The 15910-nt window shown below is 38.1% G+C and carries 17 protein-coding genes; 6 read left to right on the top strand and 11 right to left on the bottom strand.

The features are described 5' to 3' along the window. Positions 1–6: 6 nt before the first annotated feature. The 4 genes from HJC33_RS04065 (at position 7) to HJC33_RS04050 (ending at position 4668) form a co-directional block, all read left to right on the top strand. Entirely contained in the window at positions 7–1395 is a 1389-nt protein-coding gene (locus tag HJC33_RS04065; protein ID WP_171657523.1) for a Gfo/Idh/MocA family protein, read from the top strand. A 7-nt stretch (positions 1396–1402) separates the two neighbouring features. After that, positions 1403–2467 (top strand): GHMP family kinase ATP-binding protein, encoded by a 1065-nt coding sequence (locus HJC33_RS04060; RefSeq protein ID WP_171657522.1) that lies wholly within the window; start codon positions 1403–1405, stop codon positions 2465–2467. Then, positions 2464–3303: a sugar phosphate nucleotidyltransferase gene (locus HJC33_RS04055; RefSeq protein ID WP_171657521.1), complete on the top strand. Its 840-nt coding sequence runs from the start codon at positions 2464–2466 to the stop codon at positions 3301–3303. Before HJC33_RS04060 ends, HJC33_RS04055 begins: the two co-directional genes overlap by 4 nt. Positions 3304–3399: 96 nt before the next feature. Next, positions 3400–4668: a sterol desaturase family protein gene (locus tag HJC33_RS04050; protein ID WP_171657520.1), complete on the top strand. Its 1269-nt coding sequence runs from the start codon at positions 3400–3402 to the stop codon at positions 4666–4668. Here the strand turns inward: HJC33_RS04050 and HJC33_RS04045 are convergent. From HJC33_RS04045 to rsfS, 6 genes are read right to left on the bottom strand one after another with little or no spacing between them, the layout of a single operon-like run. Continuing rightward, positions 4665–4928, bottom strand: a complete 264-nt coding sequence (locus HJC33_RS04045) for an acyl-CoA-binding protein (RefSeq protein ID WP_171657519.1) — start codon at positions 4926–4928, stop codon at positions 4665–4667. The two genes, HJC33_RS04050 and HJC33_RS04045, sit on opposite strands and share 4 nt — an antisense overlap. After that, a complete protein-coding gene (locus tag HJC33_RS04040; protein WP_171657518.1) occupies positions 4921–5586 on the bottom strand; it encodes a phosphatidylserine decarboxylase family protein in 666 nt (221 codons plus the stop codon). Before HJC33_RS04040 ends, HJC33_RS04045 begins: the two co-directional genes overlap by 8 nt. Then, a complete protein-coding gene (locus tag HJC33_RS04035; RefSeq protein WP_171657517.1) occupies positions 5576–6379 on the bottom strand; it encodes a phosphatidate cytidylyltransferase in 804 nt (267 codons plus the stop codon). Before HJC33_RS04035 ends, HJC33_RS04040 begins: the two co-directional genes overlap by 11 nt. Positions 6380–6382: 3 nt before the next feature. After that, positions 6383–6991 carry an LUD domain-containing protein gene (locus HJC33_RS04030; protein ID WP_171657516.1) on the bottom strand — a complete coding sequence of 203 codons (609 nt, stop codon included), beginning with the start codon at positions 6989–6991 and terminating at the stop codon, positions 6383–6385. Positions 6992–7039: 48 nt separating this feature from the next. Next, positions 7040–8980, bottom strand: coding sequence for an ATP-dependent zinc metalloprotease FtsH (gene ftsH, locus HJC33_RS04025; protein WP_171657515.1), 1941 nt, complete (start codon positions 8978–8980; stop codon positions 7040–7042). A 4-nt stretch (positions 8981–8984) separates the two neighbouring features. Beyond that, the gene (gene rsfS / locus HJC33_RS04020) at positions 8985–9362 is read right to left on the bottom strand and encodes a ribosome silencing factor (protein WP_171657514.1); all 378 of its coding nucleotides are present in this window, start codon (positions 9360–9362) and stop codon (positions 8985–8987) included. 81 nt (positions 9363–9443) lie between these two features. Between rsfS and HJC33_RS04015 the strand changes: the two genes are divergently transcribed. Beyond that, complete coding sequence (locus HJC33_RS04015) at positions 9444–10187, top strand: biotin--[acetyl-CoA-carboxylase] ligase (protein WP_171657513.1); 744 nt, start codon at positions 9444–9446, stop codon at positions 10185–10187. Here HJC33_RS04015 and HJC33_RS04010 read toward each other — a convergent pair. Then, positions 10181–10579, bottom strand: a complete 399-nt coding sequence (locus tag HJC33_RS04010) for an SRPBCC family protein (RefSeq protein WP_171657512.1) — start codon at positions 10577–10579, stop codon at positions 10181–10183. The genes HJC33_RS04015 and HJC33_RS04010 overlap by 7 nt on opposite strands. Before the next feature lie 4 nt (positions 10580–10583). After that, positions 10584–11225: an orotate phosphoribosyltransferase gene (pyrE, locus tag HJC33_RS04005; protein ID WP_171657511.1), complete on the bottom strand. Its 642-nt coding sequence runs from the start codon at positions 11223–11225 to the stop codon at positions 10584–10586. A gap of 7 nt (positions 11226–11232) precedes the next feature. On the opposite strand from pyrE, the gene HJC33_RS04000 reads away from it, so the two are divergent. Then, positions 11233–11841 (top strand): NUDIX hydrolase, encoded by a 609-nt coding sequence (locus tag HJC33_RS04000; RefSeq protein WP_171657510.1) that lies wholly within the window; start codon positions 11233–11235, stop codon positions 11839–11841. Here the strand turns inward: HJC33_RS04000 and HJC33_RS03995 are convergent. The 3 genes from HJC33_RS03995 to HJC33_RS03985 all read right to left on the bottom strand — a co-directional run bounded on the left by HJC33_RS03995 (position 11822) and on the right by HJC33_RS03985 (position 15870). Continuing rightward, complete coding sequence (locus HJC33_RS03995; protein ID WP_171657556.1) at positions 11822–13570, bottom strand: M14 family metallopeptidase; 1749 nt, start codon at positions 13568–13570, stop codon at positions 11822–11824. The genes HJC33_RS04000 and HJC33_RS03995 overlap by 20 nt on opposite strands. Positions 13571–13673: 103 nt before the next feature. Then, positions 13674–14087, bottom strand: a complete 414-nt coding sequence (locus HJC33_RS03990; RefSeq protein WP_171657509.1) for a response regulator transcription factor — start codon at positions 14085–14087, stop codon at positions 13674–13676. Further along, entirely contained in the window at positions 14071–15870 is a 1800-nt protein-coding gene (locus HJC33_RS03985; protein WP_246245482.1) for a PAS domain-containing sensor histidine kinase, read from the bottom strand. The genes HJC33_RS03990 and HJC33_RS03985 overlap by 17 nt, the downstream gene beginning before the upstream one ends. Positions 15871–15910 lie beyond the last annotated feature (40 nt).

Raw genomic sequence — 15910 nt, 5'->3', positions numbered from 1 at the left:
AATTATATGAAAAATTTTGATAGGCGAAATTTTATCAAAAAAACTACGCTGTCCGCAACTGCGGTATCTGTACTTCCCAGCTATTTAAGAGCAGGTTCAGAAAGACCTTTGGCATCAGTGTACATGGGTGGATTCGCTGTACCAAAGATGAAAAATATTCGGGCTGCATTTATTGGAGTGGGAGCTAGGGGAGGCACCCATGCAAAGTTTTTTGCCGCTTTGGAAGGAACCGAAGTAGTGGCCATTTGCGACCTTTATGAAGATTTGGTCAAGGAAAAAACAACTTGGGTCAAAGAAGTTGCAGGGGAACACCGGCATAAAAATATAGCCCAATATTGGGGTGGTGAAGATAAATGGCGGGTGATGTTGCAAGAAGTACAACCTGATGTTGTCTTTATTGCGACCAACTGGAAAAACCATGCCCCCATGGCTATTGGAACCATGGAAGCTGGGGCGCATGCTTTTGTTGAAGTACCCATTGCGGTCACTTTACAGGAAATGTGGGAGATAGTGGATACCAGTGAGCGTACCCAAAAGCATTGTATGATGCTTGAAAATGTTAATTACGGCAGGGATGAACTCATGTTTTTGAACATGTGCAGAAAAGGGGTGATAGGTGGAGTATTACATGCCGAAGCTGCCTACATCCACGAACTTAGATGGCAAATGGAAGAACAAGAACGTGGCACTGGATCTTGGCGAACCTACCATTATGCCAACCGAAATGGGAATTTATACCCTACCCATGGTTTGGGACCAGTTGCACAATACATGAATTTGGCCAGAGAGGAGGATACCTTTGGAAGTTTGGTGTCATTTTCAACTCCATCGGTTGGGCGTGAAGTTTATGCGAAAAAAAATTATCCAAAAGACCATAAATGGAACCAATTGAATTTTAAAGGGGGAGATTTAAATACTTCCATCATAAAAACAGCAATGGGAAAGACCATTATGGTGCAATGGGATGAGACCAGCCCAAGACCTTATTCAAGACTAAACTTGATTCAAGGTACAAAGGGAACCTTGGCTGGTTTCCCTACCAGAGTTGCATTAGAAGGTGGAGTAGAAGGTGTAACCAAAGACCATCATTCTTGGGTAGAAGGAGAGCAACTTCAAGTTTTATATGATAAATACGATCATCCGCTCTACAAAAGATTGAATGAAGCTACTAAGGGCAGTGGACATGGAGGAATGGATGGTATCATGATGTACCGTATTGTGGAGTGTCTACAAAAAGGACTTCCGCTAGATCAGAATGTATACGAAGGTTGTCTGTGGAGTGCTGTTTCCCCTTTGAGTGAAAGATCTGTGGCCAGTGGGGGTGCACCACAACCTTTTCCTGATTTTACCCGCGGCCAATGGAAGGAAACTAAACCTTTGGCAATTATAGACTGAAAACTTCATGATTCAAATACAAGTTCCGGCACGTATCTGCTTCTTTGGGGATCATCAGGATTATTTGGGACTTCCTGTTATTGCTGGCTCCATTGATTGTTATATTAACTTAAATGCAACCCCAAACCAAAAGCAATCATTTGTTTTGAAGCTTTTGGATTTGGGAAAAGAAGTTTCTATCCCCTTGAATGATGATCTAACCTCAATTCAAAAAGGTGATTATTTCCGTTCGGGAATGGCTGTTCTAAGGCAAAAAGGTTTTCTCTTTGATACAGGATACGATATTGAAATTTCTGGAAATATACCGTTGAATGCTGGTTTGTCCAGTTCTTCGGCATTGGTGGTGGCTTGGATTCGTTTTTTGGTGGCCATACAAAATCCAACAACTGAAGAAATAACCGATTTCCAGATTGGACATTGGGCCTATGAATCGGAAGTGGTCTTTTTTGGACAGCCAGGAGGTTTAATGGATCAATATTCAATTGCACAAGGCGGATTGCTTTTTATTGACACCCAATCTGGAAAAAGTTCGCCCTTGGTACCAAATTTGGGAACTTTGATCGTAGCAGAATCAGGTTTGGCCAAACAAACACTACGTGTGCTCAAAAATGCTAGGGAATATGCCCAAAACGCTTTGAAAATTGTTCAAGAGAATCACCCAAAGTTTGTTTTGAAAGATGCCACTTTAGAAGATTATGAAAAATATAAAAGTTTGGTGCCCGATGAGTTTCAAGCACATTGGTATGCCACTATTCATAATTATCATATCACTAAAGAGGCAAAGAAAGAGCTGTTAAAGCCTAATCCAAATAGTGTAACCCTTGGAAACTTGATGAATCAGCACCAAACCATTTTGGAAGAAAAAATACAGAACACACCTTCTGAAATGATGACGATGATGAAAGCTGCAAGAAAATCAGGCGCGTTGGGAACCAAGATTATAGGTTCGGGGGGAGGAGGTTGTATGGTGGCTATGGTCAATGACAATACAAAAGAACAGGTAATTGAAGCTTTTTTGGCAAATGGGGCAAAAGCCGCTTATGAAATTAATCTTACAAATTTTTCTAAATGATAAATGAAAGTCTGGTTGTCATGGTTGGTGGTGCATCCTCACGGATGAAAAAAAGTCTTGAAGTCACCAAATTGGATGAAAGCACCAAAGCCATTGCCCAAAAACAACATAAGAGTTTGATTCCTTTGGGAAAACAGGGAAAACCACTATTGCATTATTTGATTGCAAATGCATCAGAAGCAGGTTACAACCATGTCTATTTGATCACAAGTGAGCAAAACGAAGGGTTCAAAGATTTAGTGGGAACTAACGACCAAAACAATTCATATCAAGGTATATTGGTGCATTTTGCGATACAAAAGATTCACAAAGGTCGACAAAAACCGTTGGGTACTGCAGATGCCTTGCAACAGTGTTTGGGACAATATCCCGAGTTGAAAAAAAAGACATTTACCGTTTGTAATGGTGATAATCTTTATGGTACTGAAGCTCTAGCTGACTTAAGGAAGGCAAGAAAAACAGCCAATGCGCTGATTAGTTATGCGAGTTCTGGGTTACAGTTTTCCCAAGAGCGTATATCCAGATTTGCGCTTATGCAAATCTCATCCGAAGGATTTTTGGAAAAGATTGTGGAAAAACCGGATGCTCAAAATCTTGATAAATATCGCGATACGGAAGGAGAGTTAAGGGTGAGCATGAATGTTTTCAGTTTTTTTGGCAATGATATTTATCCGCATCTAGTTAATTGTCCAATACATCCAGAAAGGGGAGAAAAAGAACTTCCGGAAGCTGTTCGGAATATGGTTGCTCATCATCCTAAAAGTGTGATTTGCTTTCCAAGGTCGGAACATATCCCAGATTTGACCAGCGCACAGGATATTGGGCTTTTTAAATAGAGAATTTCTTTTGGTTAAAATTGCAACACCTTCATTAATGAAGGTGTTTTTTTATGAATATGAAAAAGTTTTCATATTTTAATTGCCAAAAGTGATATGGAAACCTACGCAACCGCTTTATTATATGCTATTCCTTTTTTTGTCGGTCTAGTACTTGTTGAAGTGCTTTATGGCCATTTTGCAAAAAAACAGAAGCACAATGTTATGGATACCGTGAGCAGTTTAAGCTCGGGGCTTACCAATATTATTAAGGACTCCCTAGGTTTGGGAATTATAATAGTGACCTACCCATTTTTGTTAGGGAATTTGGCACTTACGGAGATTAAAGTAACATGGTTGGTATGGGTAATAGGTTTTGTTGCCATTGATTTTGCAGGGTACTGGAACCACCGTTTAAGTCATCATATCAATTTCTTTTGGAATCAGCATGTGATTCATCACAGTAGTGAGGAGTTTAATTTGGCCTGTGCTTTGCGGCAGTCCATTTCTAATATATTGGGTTATTTTCCGCTATTATTGATTCCGGCCGCTTTATTGGGTGTTCCCCATAAGGTCATTGCTATTTTAGCACCAATTCAGTTGTTCGCCCAATTTTGGTACCATACCCAACACATTGGTAAAATGGGGTGGTTGGAATATGTTATTGTTACACCATCTCAACATAGAGTACATCATGCTATCAACCCAGAATATATTGACAAAAACCTTGGTCAGATTTTTTGCATTTGGGATAGGATGTTTGGCACTTTCCAAGAAGAATTGGAGGAAGTTCCACCACAATATGGAGTTTTAAAGCCAGCAAATACTTGGAACCCGGTTATCATCAACTTTCAACATTTATGGCGATTGATCAAGGATGCTTGGCGTACCAAAAACTATTGGGACAAGTTTAGGATTTGGTTTATGCCCACTGGTTGGCGACCTGAGGATGTGAAAGAAAAATATCCAGTAAAGATTATTGAAGACGTCTATAATTTTAAAAAATATAAACCAGAGACTTCAAGTGCCCTAAAAGGATATGTTGTTTTTCAATTGATCATCAATACCTTTTTATTATTGTTTATGTTTTACAGCTATGCAGAAATAGGTTTTGACGGATTATTGCTTTTTGGAGCATATGTTTTCGTTGGAATATATGGCTATACAGCCCTAATGGACAAAGCTCCCTACGCTATTTGGATAGAACTTTTTAGAGGAATAGCAGGTATTGTATTGATTTATTGGACGGGGAGTTGGTTTGGTCTAGACCAATTTTTGCCCCACGGAAGCAATCTGGTTGTTATTTACTTTGTAATTACCGTTTTCGGTGGCATTTACTTCACCTTCATTGAAAAAGGTTTGGCTACTCCTAAAATGGTTTCTTAAGGTTTTTTTATTTGACTGTTGACCAAATCGATGTAGTTTCTCATAGCCTCCTCAATACCTACATTTTGCGCTTGGATCAGGGCATTTGCTTTAAAGGCATTGATTAGAGGAGTTCTGCTTCCAGGGTTTCCATAATCTTTGGTGGCAACTTTATAGTAGGCGTATAGTTTGAGCAAAACATCCGCAGGCAAAGGTTCCAAATAACTGTTAACATATGAAACTGCCTCTTTGAATTGTGTATTTAGCTCTTCATCAATCATCACTGTTTCGGATTGAAGCAACACAGGTTTTGGCCCCAACCACTTTTTGATTCAATTTCACGGTAACATTGCAATCCAATGGCAATAATAAATCTACACGCGAACCAAACTTGATGAAACCTGCGTCTTCTCCTTGGGTCACTTGTTCACCTTCTTCAGCATAATTTACGATCCTACGGGCAAGAGCCCCTGCAATCTGTCTGTAACCGATTTCTCCAAATTTGGGTGTATGCAAGATTACAGTTGTCCGTTCATTTTCAGTGCTTGATTTTGGGTGCCATGCTACCAAATATTTCCCTGGATGGTATTTGGAATAAGTTATGGTTCCACTTGCGGCATAACGAGTGACATGTACATTAAAAGGAGACATGAATATGGAAACTTGCCTTCTAGGGCCTTTAAAATATTCAGGCTCTTCTACTTCTTCAATGGCAACTACTTTACCATCCACGGGGGCTAAAATATCATCAAAATTGGGTGTTACAGGCCTTTTGGGGTTCCTAAAAAACTGTAGTATCAATACCAAGAGCACAAAAGCGCCCAATTGAACTGCATAGCGGAGCCATTCAATTGGAATATAAAACTGTGCTGCCATGATAATGGCAATCACTATAAAAAAAGTAATAAGAATTATTTTCTGCCCCTCTCTATGAAACATAGGAAAATATTTTAAGTGTCAGATAAGCAAAAGGTGCAGCAAACACCAAACTATCCAATCTATCCCAAACTCCTCCGTGACCGGGTAATATGGCACCGCTATCTTTTACCCCTGCCACTCTTTTAAACTTTGATTCCAGCAAATCACCCAAACTTCCTGCCAACACAATGACGATACCCAGTATCATCCATTCCATAAATGTCAGTGAAGTTTCATAACCTGCTAAAACATATGCAGCGACCAGTGCAAAAATAAGACCTCCAACAGAACCTTCAATGGTTTTTTTGGGAGAAACTGAGGGATATAATTTTGTTCTGCCCAAAGTTCTTCCCACGAAGTAAGCGAAAGTGTCATTGACCCATATCAAAATAAAAACTCCCATGATCAATAATTGCGAGAAATTATTCTGATTGTACGGAATCATGGTTAAAAAGATACAACCGCCGCCAATATAGAAAACAGCAATGATAAATTTTTGAAAATCATTGAATTTCCTATGTTTTTTGGAAAAAAGAAATGCCAATAAGGCTAAATCAACGGTAAGGGTAAGTAGTAATAAAAAGATTATTATCGTTTTTTCCTGTACTAGATAGATAAAGGTCCACCATAGTGCCAAATACGCAACAAAAATATAATATCCTTTTAGCCTTACTATCCGTTTGAATTCATACAAACAGGCTAAACCAAACACCATAAAAAGAAAATCAAAGGCGTCAGAACTTAAAAAAACAGAACCTAATAGGAGTATAACATAAATGGCCCCTGTAATGGAGCGCCTCAGCATTTCTTTCATTGGTTAGTAGTCTTCTAAAAGCAAAAGATATACATTTTTTGAAGCACTTCCGTATGAAAGGAAATCATTTTTATTTTCTGGGGTGGGTTGAAAATGTTTAAGTGTGGTAATATTGTTGGGAATATCTTTTCGGTATTTCTCCTTGATGATTTTTAGGGCTTCGCTAATGGAATCCACTAGTTGACTTGTTGTGGCAAATACAATAAGATTGGATGGCAGTTCATCCAGTTTTTTCTCTTTGATTTGGTTGGAGCACACCAAAATAGAACCATTGTGGGCAATTAGATGCTCGCAAGTTGTGAAAAAGATATCACTCTCTTGTCTGTTTTCGGTGAACTGAATTTTTTCTGAAGCAAATCGATTTTCCAGTCTATGGTCTAGCGTGTAAAAAAAGTGATTTTGCCAATCGTTTTCCGAAATAATGTTTTTTAAGGCGTCTGAAACTTCTGAAAAGTCTTCGCAATACAAAAACTTGCCTCCATTTTTCTTAAAGTAGATGGTGAACTTTTCGTCAACGGGAATTTTGAGATCGGGCATATGCTCTCCACGGGTTTCCAAAGTTTCCTTGGAAACCTTTTTACCACCTCCGAAAAGTTTGCCAAAAACACCCATTTACGGCTTTAAGAACATTTATGAATAAAGGTTTATAGGTGATTTAGATTATTCGGCAGTCTCTAATTCCTCTTTTTCGAAGGGCCTTTTGCCAAAAATCTTTTCTAAATCGTCTTTAAAGATAACTTCTTTTTCCAACAATCGCCCTGCTAGTTCAGCAAGTTTATCCTTATTTTCTTCCAATAACTTAATGGCACGTTGGTATTGTTTTTCAATGATTTTTGATATTTCCATATCAATTTTCTGGGCAGTTTCCTCACTATATGGTTTAGTGAAACCATATTCATTTTGTCCTGAGGAATCATAATAGGTTATGTTGCCCAATTCTTCATTGAGGCCATATATGGTAACCATGGCACGAGCTTGTTTGGTCACTTTTTCCAAATCGCTCAAGGCACCGGTAGATATTTTATTGAAAACCACTTTTTCTGCAGCTCTTCCCCCCATGGTGGCACACATTTCATCCAACATTTGTTCTGGACGAACAATGAGGCGTTCTTCTGGCAGATACCATGCTGCACCCAATGATTGTCCACGGGGAACAATGGTAACTTTTACTAAAGGTGCTGCATGTTCCAACATCCAACTTACAGTGGCATGGCCAGCTTCATGAAAGGCTATGGTCTTTTTCTCTTCTGGAGTTATTATCTTGTTTTTCTTCTCCAATCCTCCAACAATTCTATCAACAGCATCTAAGAAGTCTTGTTTGGTAACCGCTTTTTTCTCTTTTCTGGCAGCAATCAGGGCAGCTTCGTTACAGACATTTGCAATATCAGCTCCTGAGAAACCTGGAGTTTGTTTAGCCAAGAAGTCCAAATCCAATGTTTCCGCAGTTTTTATTGGGCGTAAATGAACTTCAAAAATTTCTTTTCTTTCACGTAGGTCCGGAAGATCCACATAAATCTGACGGTCAAAACGTCCGGCACGCATTAAAGCTTTGTCCAAAACATCAGCACGGTTAGTAGCCGCAAGCACAATGACGTTGGTATTAGTACCGAAACCGTCCATTTCGGTCAACAATTGGTTCAATGTGTTCTCACGTTCATCATTGGATCCCGTGAAATTATTTTTTCCCCTGGCACGACCAATAGCATCAATCTCATCAATAAAAATGATGGAAGGTGATTTGTCCTTTGCTTGTTTGAAAAGATCACGAACCCTAGACGCACCGACCCCAACAAACATTTCAACAAAATCAGAACCGGAGAGTGAGAAAAATGGGACTTTCGCTTCACCAGCAACAGCTTTGGCCAATAAGGTCTTACCCGTTCCGGGAGGCCCTACCAATAATGCTCCTTTTGGAATTTTACCACCTAAGGAAGTATACTTGTCCGGGTTTTTTAAGAATTCCACAATTTCTTGGACTTCTTCTTTAGCACCTTCTAAACCAGCTACATCTTTAAAAGAAGTTCTAGTATCTGTTTTTTCATCGAAGAGTTTGGCCTTTGATTTTCCTATGTTGAAGATTTGACCTCCAGCGCCTCCGCCGGCACCACCTGACATTCTTCGCATAAGATAAATCCAAATTCCTATAATCAGCGCAAAAGGAAGCAGGGAAAGCAATAGTTCGCCCAATACATTGGATTCAGTGTCAAAATCAACAATAGTATCTAAATTGTTCTCTTTTTTAATGCTATTGATTTCGTCCTCAAAATTTTGCAAATCCCCATAATCCAGTACATATTGAGGAACTTTACCTGTCGAAAAATTGAAAGGTTTGTCCGCCACATTTTTGTGGACATCTTTTTGCAGTGCTTCTTCTGTTAGGAAGACTTTGGCCTGTCGGGTATTGGTAATAATCAGTATTTCTGCAATGTCACCATTGCGCAAAAACTCCTGAAGCTCGGAGGTTGTTGTTTTTTCAGTACTTGAAAAACTACTTCCACCAAAAAATTGAAAGCCTATGATCAATGCAATTACTACGCCATAGACCCACCATGAGCTAAAACGAGGTTTCTTAGGAGTATTGGTATTGTTTTCTTTTGCCATTTTTTTACGAATTATAGCTGCTCTCCACCATGGTCACTTTGGCATCTCCCCAAAGTCCTTCAATGTCGTAGAATTCCCTAATGTGTTTTTGAAATACATGAACCACCACGTTTACATAGTCCATCAAGACCCATTCTGCATTTTCAGAACCTTCAATATGCCAAGGTTTGTCCTTGATGGCTTTGCTGACGGTTTTTTGGATGGAAGAAACTATTGCGTTTACATGCGTGTTGGAAGTACCGTTGCAGATTATGAAGTAGTCGCAAACTGTATTTTCAATTTCCCTAAGATCCAGTAGATTTATATCAACTCCTTTAACTTCTTCTATACCGTGTAAAATTAAGGCAATCAGTTCATCTGCACTAGCTTTGGTTTTCTGCATTCAAAAATTTTAGTTTCTACAAAGTTATATTTTTTTTGTTTTCTTAGCCCTAGATTTTAACATATCGTTGGACGCAACACAATGGAAGCACAATCACAAATAATCAAACTTGATGCCACGGATTCTACAAATTTGTTTTTGAAAGATTTGGTGCATGCTCAAGATCTCAAAGACGGAACGGTTGTGGTAGCCAAAAGTCAACTGAAGGGAAGGGGACAAATGGGAACCGTTTGGCAATCAGAATCTGGTAAAAACCTGACTTTTAGTATTTTGAAAAAATTTAATTCCCTCCATATCAAACACCAATTCATTTTAAACATTGGCTCTTCAATGGCAATATGTGATGCTTTAAGAGAGTTGGGAATACCAAATCTTAAGGTAAAATGGCCTAACGACATTATGTCAGGTTCTTTAAAAATCTGTGGTATTCTTATTGAAAATATATTGAGAGGTCAGTGGATAGATCATTCCATAATTGGAATTGGTCTAAATGTAAATCAGACTTCCTTCGAAGATTTGGATAAAGCTTCTTCTCTAAAATCTATAAGTGGGAGCTTTTTTGATTTGGATGAGCTACTCGCCAAAATTTTAGAAAAATTGAACTTTCATTTTGACGGTATTGAAAGAAAAACTGTAATGCAGCTTTTGCCTTCTTACGAAAAGTTATTGTTCCGTAAAGATAAACCTTCAACCTTTGAGAATGTCAATGGAGAAGTGTTCATGGGGTTTATTCGGGAGATTTTGCCAAATGGGAAACTAAAACTGGAATTGGAAGACCAGATTTTTAAAGAATTCGCTTTAAAGGAAATATCCTTGCTTTATTGACCAATTTTATCCATGTTGGCTGATAGAGTCTCCATGAAATTGGTAATCGGACTCTTGATCATCATAGCCATCATGGCATTGAATTCTCCTTCAAAACTAAGACCTACTTCGCTTTCATTTTCACCTAGTGATGTAATTTCCCCTGTGAGGGTGAAAGGTAGTTTATCACTGGCAGCACCCAGTACTACTTTTTCGTTAGGGTATTGCTCTTTTAGTCTTAGAACGATTTCAGGCATACCCTTTAAAGCAAATTTGAAGGTCTTTTCATCCAAAACTTCAAACTTGTCAATGTTGTCGGGCATTAGCGTTTCAAAGTTTTTAATGTCTATCAAAAACTCAAATACTTCTTTATCACTTTTTGCCACTTTCTTTTTGGCGACTTCAATATGCATAATCTTATTGTTTCCATTGCTGTGGATTGGATTTCCATTGCAACAGGGTTTGTAATTGTGATTCTTTAATGTAATGGGTCTCGGAAGCCTGCTCAATGAGGTGGTCATAGTCTGACAAAGTATGCAGGCTTACATTTTCTTCTTCAAAATTAGTATCTGCCACTGGGAACCCATAAGTGAATATGGCAACCATGCCTTTTACATTGACTTTATGGTTTTTCAGAGCTTTAACTGCATTTAAACTACTTTTTCCAGTACTGATCAAATCTTCAATAACCACCACATTTTGACCAGATTCCAAATAACCTTCAATCTGATTTTGTCTTCCGTGTGACTTGGGTTCTGGTCTTACATAGACAAAAGGTAGCCCAAGTGCTTCAGCTACCAGAATTCCAATTCCAATCGCGCCTGTGGCCACACCAGCGATCACATCTGGCTTTCCGTAGAGTTTTTCTACCTGTTTGGCTATTTCTTCCCTGACAAAATTTCGTATTTCAGGATAAGAAAGCATAATTCTGTTATCGCAATAAATAGGAGATTTCCACCCAGAAGCCCATGTAAAAGGATTTTCGGGTTCCAACTTAATTGCATTAATTTGTAGCAGAAGTTCGGCAGTTTTTTTTGCAGTTTCTTTGTCTAAAACCATTGCGCAAATGTATGAAGTTTTTGTTAATGAGTCCCCACTGATTTTAACAAACAAGCGCCCGGAAAATTCCAATGGCAATTTGTTCTCGTTGGATGGGGATTCTGTATTAGATGCCATAAATTCCTTAGCTAAGGGTGATTTTGATGTAGCTTATCTATATCATCCCGATGAGAAGGAAATCTTGAATATTTTTATGCACAAGATACCTGTGGTGGTAGCTGGAGGTGGTTTTGTGGTCAACCCTAAGGGAAAAGTACTTTTTATCTTCAGAAATGGGAAGTGGGATTTGCCAAAAGGGAAGGTGGATAAAGGGGAATCCATTGAAAGAGCAGCTGTTAGGGAAGTTGAGGAAGAAACAGGGGTGAAAAACCTGAAAATTGAAAAATTCTTGAAAACCACCTATCATATTTTTAAGAGAAGTGGAGAATACAGGCTTAAAAAAGTCCATTGGTTTGTTATGTCTACCGATTATAATGGAAAATTAGTGGCTGAGGAAGCAGAGGGCATTGAAAAGGTAAAATGGAAAGGCCCTAGAAAAATTAAGAAAGCTCTGGAGAATTCTTACTTTAATATAAAGGTATTATTTGAGGATTGGCCTAGTTCTGAGGTAAAATAGCGGCAGCTTCACTATCTTTTGCAATGCGATACACTGGGTAATTGAGATAAGCATCCTCCAAATATTCTGAACGTTTAAAAATCCAATCCAATTGGGCGTACCAATCTTCAGAAAATTCAACGTCCGCTTCTTTTTTCTCTAGAAAAGTTTTCCGCAACACAGAGTCTTTTTGAAGAATTTTTAAAGCTAGGTCTTCAAAGACATAAGGTGAAAAACCTTCTTTTTGTTGCAAAACTGTATCAAAAAAGTTCCAATTAAAGAAGGAATCGGCACCTTGGGGCTCCAAAGTTTCCAATAAGTATCTAATGCCTTCTTGGTGTGCGGGTATGATGAAATCACCAACCCTAAATCTAATATTTCGGACACTTTTTTCAACTTGGGCATTAAAATGAGGATAATGCCCTTCATAAGGTGTATCTCGTGTTTCGTAATCTATTATTTTATAGGATTCAACAGTTAATGTAGTATCTTGCTGAATTTCAGAATATTGGATATTATTGGCATCCAATTTTTCCATGACCTTGTTCCAACCTTGTTTGATGATATAGGCTTCGGGCACTGTAATTGTATCCAAAGCATGGTAGTAATTGTAGTATGTGATTTGCTTGGTAAAGGGTTTGTTACGGTCATATTTCAATCTGGGTTGCCCCGTTACTACGCTTTCAACTTGTTCAGCTTCAAATCCTTTAAAGTTTAAAGTGGAAGTTTTGGTGGTATCGATTTGCCAGTTGAAAAAATATTGGGAAAGGTTGTTGTTTGCATCAAGTGTTTTTTCACGTAGGGATTTGATATTCTTATAATCTTTCTCAACTACTTGAATCAAACTGTGCATTAATTGGTAGGTTCCTTCAACTCTCTTTTTATAAGGTTTTAGCATATGTGTTTCTACCATTAGCCCTAAAGTGTTCCATAGGGTGGTATATCCGGTGGAATATCTGGGATGGTCCATAAATTGGTTAAAACCATATTCTGGAGGTCTGTTAAAAACATTTACGTAGGGTGTAATATCCCAATTATTTTCAGCAAGGGATTGTTCCAAGTTGGGCATCAATTTTAGATGCAGGTAGTTTCCCAATTCACCTCCCAACTTATTGTGTTGTGTAAAAAGATGTGTCAAGGTATATTGATAATCAGCCCCATTGCTTACATGGTTGTCCACAAAGACATCAGGTTTTACCAAATGGAAAATTTCTGTAAAGGTTTTTGCATTTTTTGTGTCCATTTTAATGAAGTCCCGGTTGAGGTCATAGTTTTGGCTATTCCCTCTGAAACCATACTCCTGTGGGCCATTTTGATTGACACGTGTAGTTGAATTTCTATTTAGTGCGCCTCCAATATTGTAAATGGGAATGGTTACTAGGACTGTATGCTTAGGGCTTGCAATTTGATTAGTGGCTAAATCCCGATAGAGCAACATGGTAGCATCAATACCATCACTTTCTCCAGGATGAATCCCATTATTAATAAAGATTACAGCCTTTTCTTTTCGCACATGGTCCAAATTAAACTCACCATCTGGATTAAAGGTCACCATGTGCAGCGGGTATCCACTATCTGTTTCTCCTATGGTATGAATGTTTATTTCAGGAAAATCCCTCGCTAGCCTAATATAAAAGGAAATCGTCTCTTCATATGTGGCGGTTTCCTTTTCTTCCGAGCTTTCATAAAAAGTTTGATATGAAGAGGTTTCATCCTGAGTGATGGTTTCACAGGACATAAATAGGACCATAATGGCTAAAAACGTAAAGTGCTTCAAGATAGTTGGTGGCCAATTTGAGTTGAAGCTCACTTTGGCGCGTTGGTTCTTAGCGTAAAAATAAGGAATATTCCGATTAAGAGGCCATATCAATAATGTTCAAGTCCTCAGGTTCAATTTTGAACAATGGTTTATTCCTGAAATTGAGATGGTGCTGACATCTAACCCTAAACTCGGTCCATTTCTGAAAATCTGAAGGATCAATCGAAGAAGTAATCATATTTATAATAACCTTTTTTGGAATATCCAGGGTAACAAACTCTTCCAAGAAACCCCATCCATCCATAATTGGCATGTTGATATCCAAAAAAATGACCTCAGGAACAGAAATACCCTCTTCCAGTCTGTTTTTAAGGTCGTCCAAAGCTAGTTGTCCATTACCAAAACCTTGAATATCATCACATATAACCGCTGGCCTCAACATCTTTTTGATTCCAAAAACTGTTATGGGATCATCATCTATGATGTAAATACTATTGACTTTCTTCATTAAAATATACGTTAAATGTGGTTCCTTCACCCACATGACTACTTACTGTTATTTTGCCTCCCATAGCTTCCACTTGGTTTTTGGTAATGTAAAGTCCAAGACCTCTTGAGTCTTTTCTGTCATGGAAGGTTTTATATAATCCAAATATTTTATCTCTGTGCTTGTTCAAATCAATGCCCAAACCATTATCCGAAACGCTTAATATTAATATTTGAGGGCGTTTTTGAACGTCGATGGTAATGATGGGTTTTCTATCTGGGCTTCGGTATTTAACCGCATTGGTCATGAGGTTAAGTATAATACTGTCCAAATAAGCCGGAACACATTGCACTAGTGTATCATCAGTTATAGAATTCTGAATCTCTATTCCATTTTGGTTTATGAATGTGGATAGATCTTGTTTAACCTTGTTGATGACATCGTTGAGCTTGATTGATTTTTTTTCAAGATTGATGTCATTATTTATTGCAACAACTTGGTTTAGATCTTCTAAGGTTAGCATAAGATTGTCCGAAGCTTGCAACAACATGTCAAGAATTTTTTCCTTTTCTGCCTTATCTTCTTCTTTGACCAAAAATTCCAACAACATAGCAAAGTTGGCCGTATGCGATCTTAGATTATGTGAAACTATATGGGCAAAGTTGATCAGTTTCTTATTCTGGACGGCAGTTACATTGATCAAATCCCTGAGCTGGTCTTCTTTTTTCTTTAGATGGGAAATATCCATGCTTATTCCTATAATCCCGTTTACCTTACCTTCGATATCCACAAAGGGTATTTTGGATGTCAAGAAATTGGTGATAGATCCATTTTTTCTTACACTAATTGTCTCTTTACCTAAAATAGGGGTTTGTGTGCGCATGACCTCCAAATCTTCATCTCTTGAAATTTGAGCCATTTTAGAGTCATAAAGATCAAAGTCGGTTTTCCCCAGCAAATCCTTTGGCTTTTTTTCTAAATATTCGCATTCAGCTTTATTGACAAGTATTTTTCTCGAATCTCTATCTTTAATATAAACATTAAGTGGAATATTGTCGATCAGAGTGGTAAGCAATTTTTCGTTTTCCTTGCTCTTAATTTCAGTAATAACTTGGTCATGTATATCTTGAAAAGTACCAAAAATCTTTACGATTTTATTGTCTTTAATAATTGACTTACCGGCTACACGAACCCATCTTTCTTCACCTTTTTGGGTTATTATCACCAGTTTTTTACTAAATGGGATGCCTTCTTTCAATGCCCTATGAAAAAGCATGGAGATTTTGTTCTGACTATACCCTTGTTTGTAAAAAGCTATGGCATCTGCAACATTTGGGGTATACGATTGGGGTACTTGGTGAATTCTTTTGGTGCGGGGCGACCATGAAAGTCTTTCAGTTGCAATGTCATATTCCCAGCTGCCAATTTTTGCAATATCTGATTTGGCATTGAGAAGGTTTTTGATTCTTTCCAATTCCTCATCCTTTTCCATTGCCGAGGTGATGTCTTCCGTGTGGATTATGGTCCCTTGAATATTCTCTTTTTCATCAAACCATGGTGAAAAAGTGCTTTCAAACCATTGATTTTCAGTAGTGCTTTGTAAACTATGTTTAACTGAAAAAGATTCATTCCTTTTTAATTGTTCTAGAAACTTCTTTTTATCAATGCCATTATGCTGGTTGTAGATATCAAAAAATGAATTGCCTACAACTTCTTCATGAGCAGGGTTCAACAGGTCTAGCCAAGGATTTGAAGCACAAACCAAAACCTGTGTGTTGTTGATCAGGGCGATTGCTTGGGGCAATTGTCTGATTAGATAGAAATGGGGGTTGGTTTCTATAGCT

This window comes from Flagellimonas amphidinii, assembly GCF_013090115.1.
Taxonomy (GTDB): domain Bacteria; phylum Bacteroidota; class Bacteroidia; order Flavobacteriales; family Flavobacteriaceae; genus Flagellimonas; species Flagellimonas amphidinii.
This window is presented reverse-complemented; position numbering and strand designations above follow the sequence as displayed.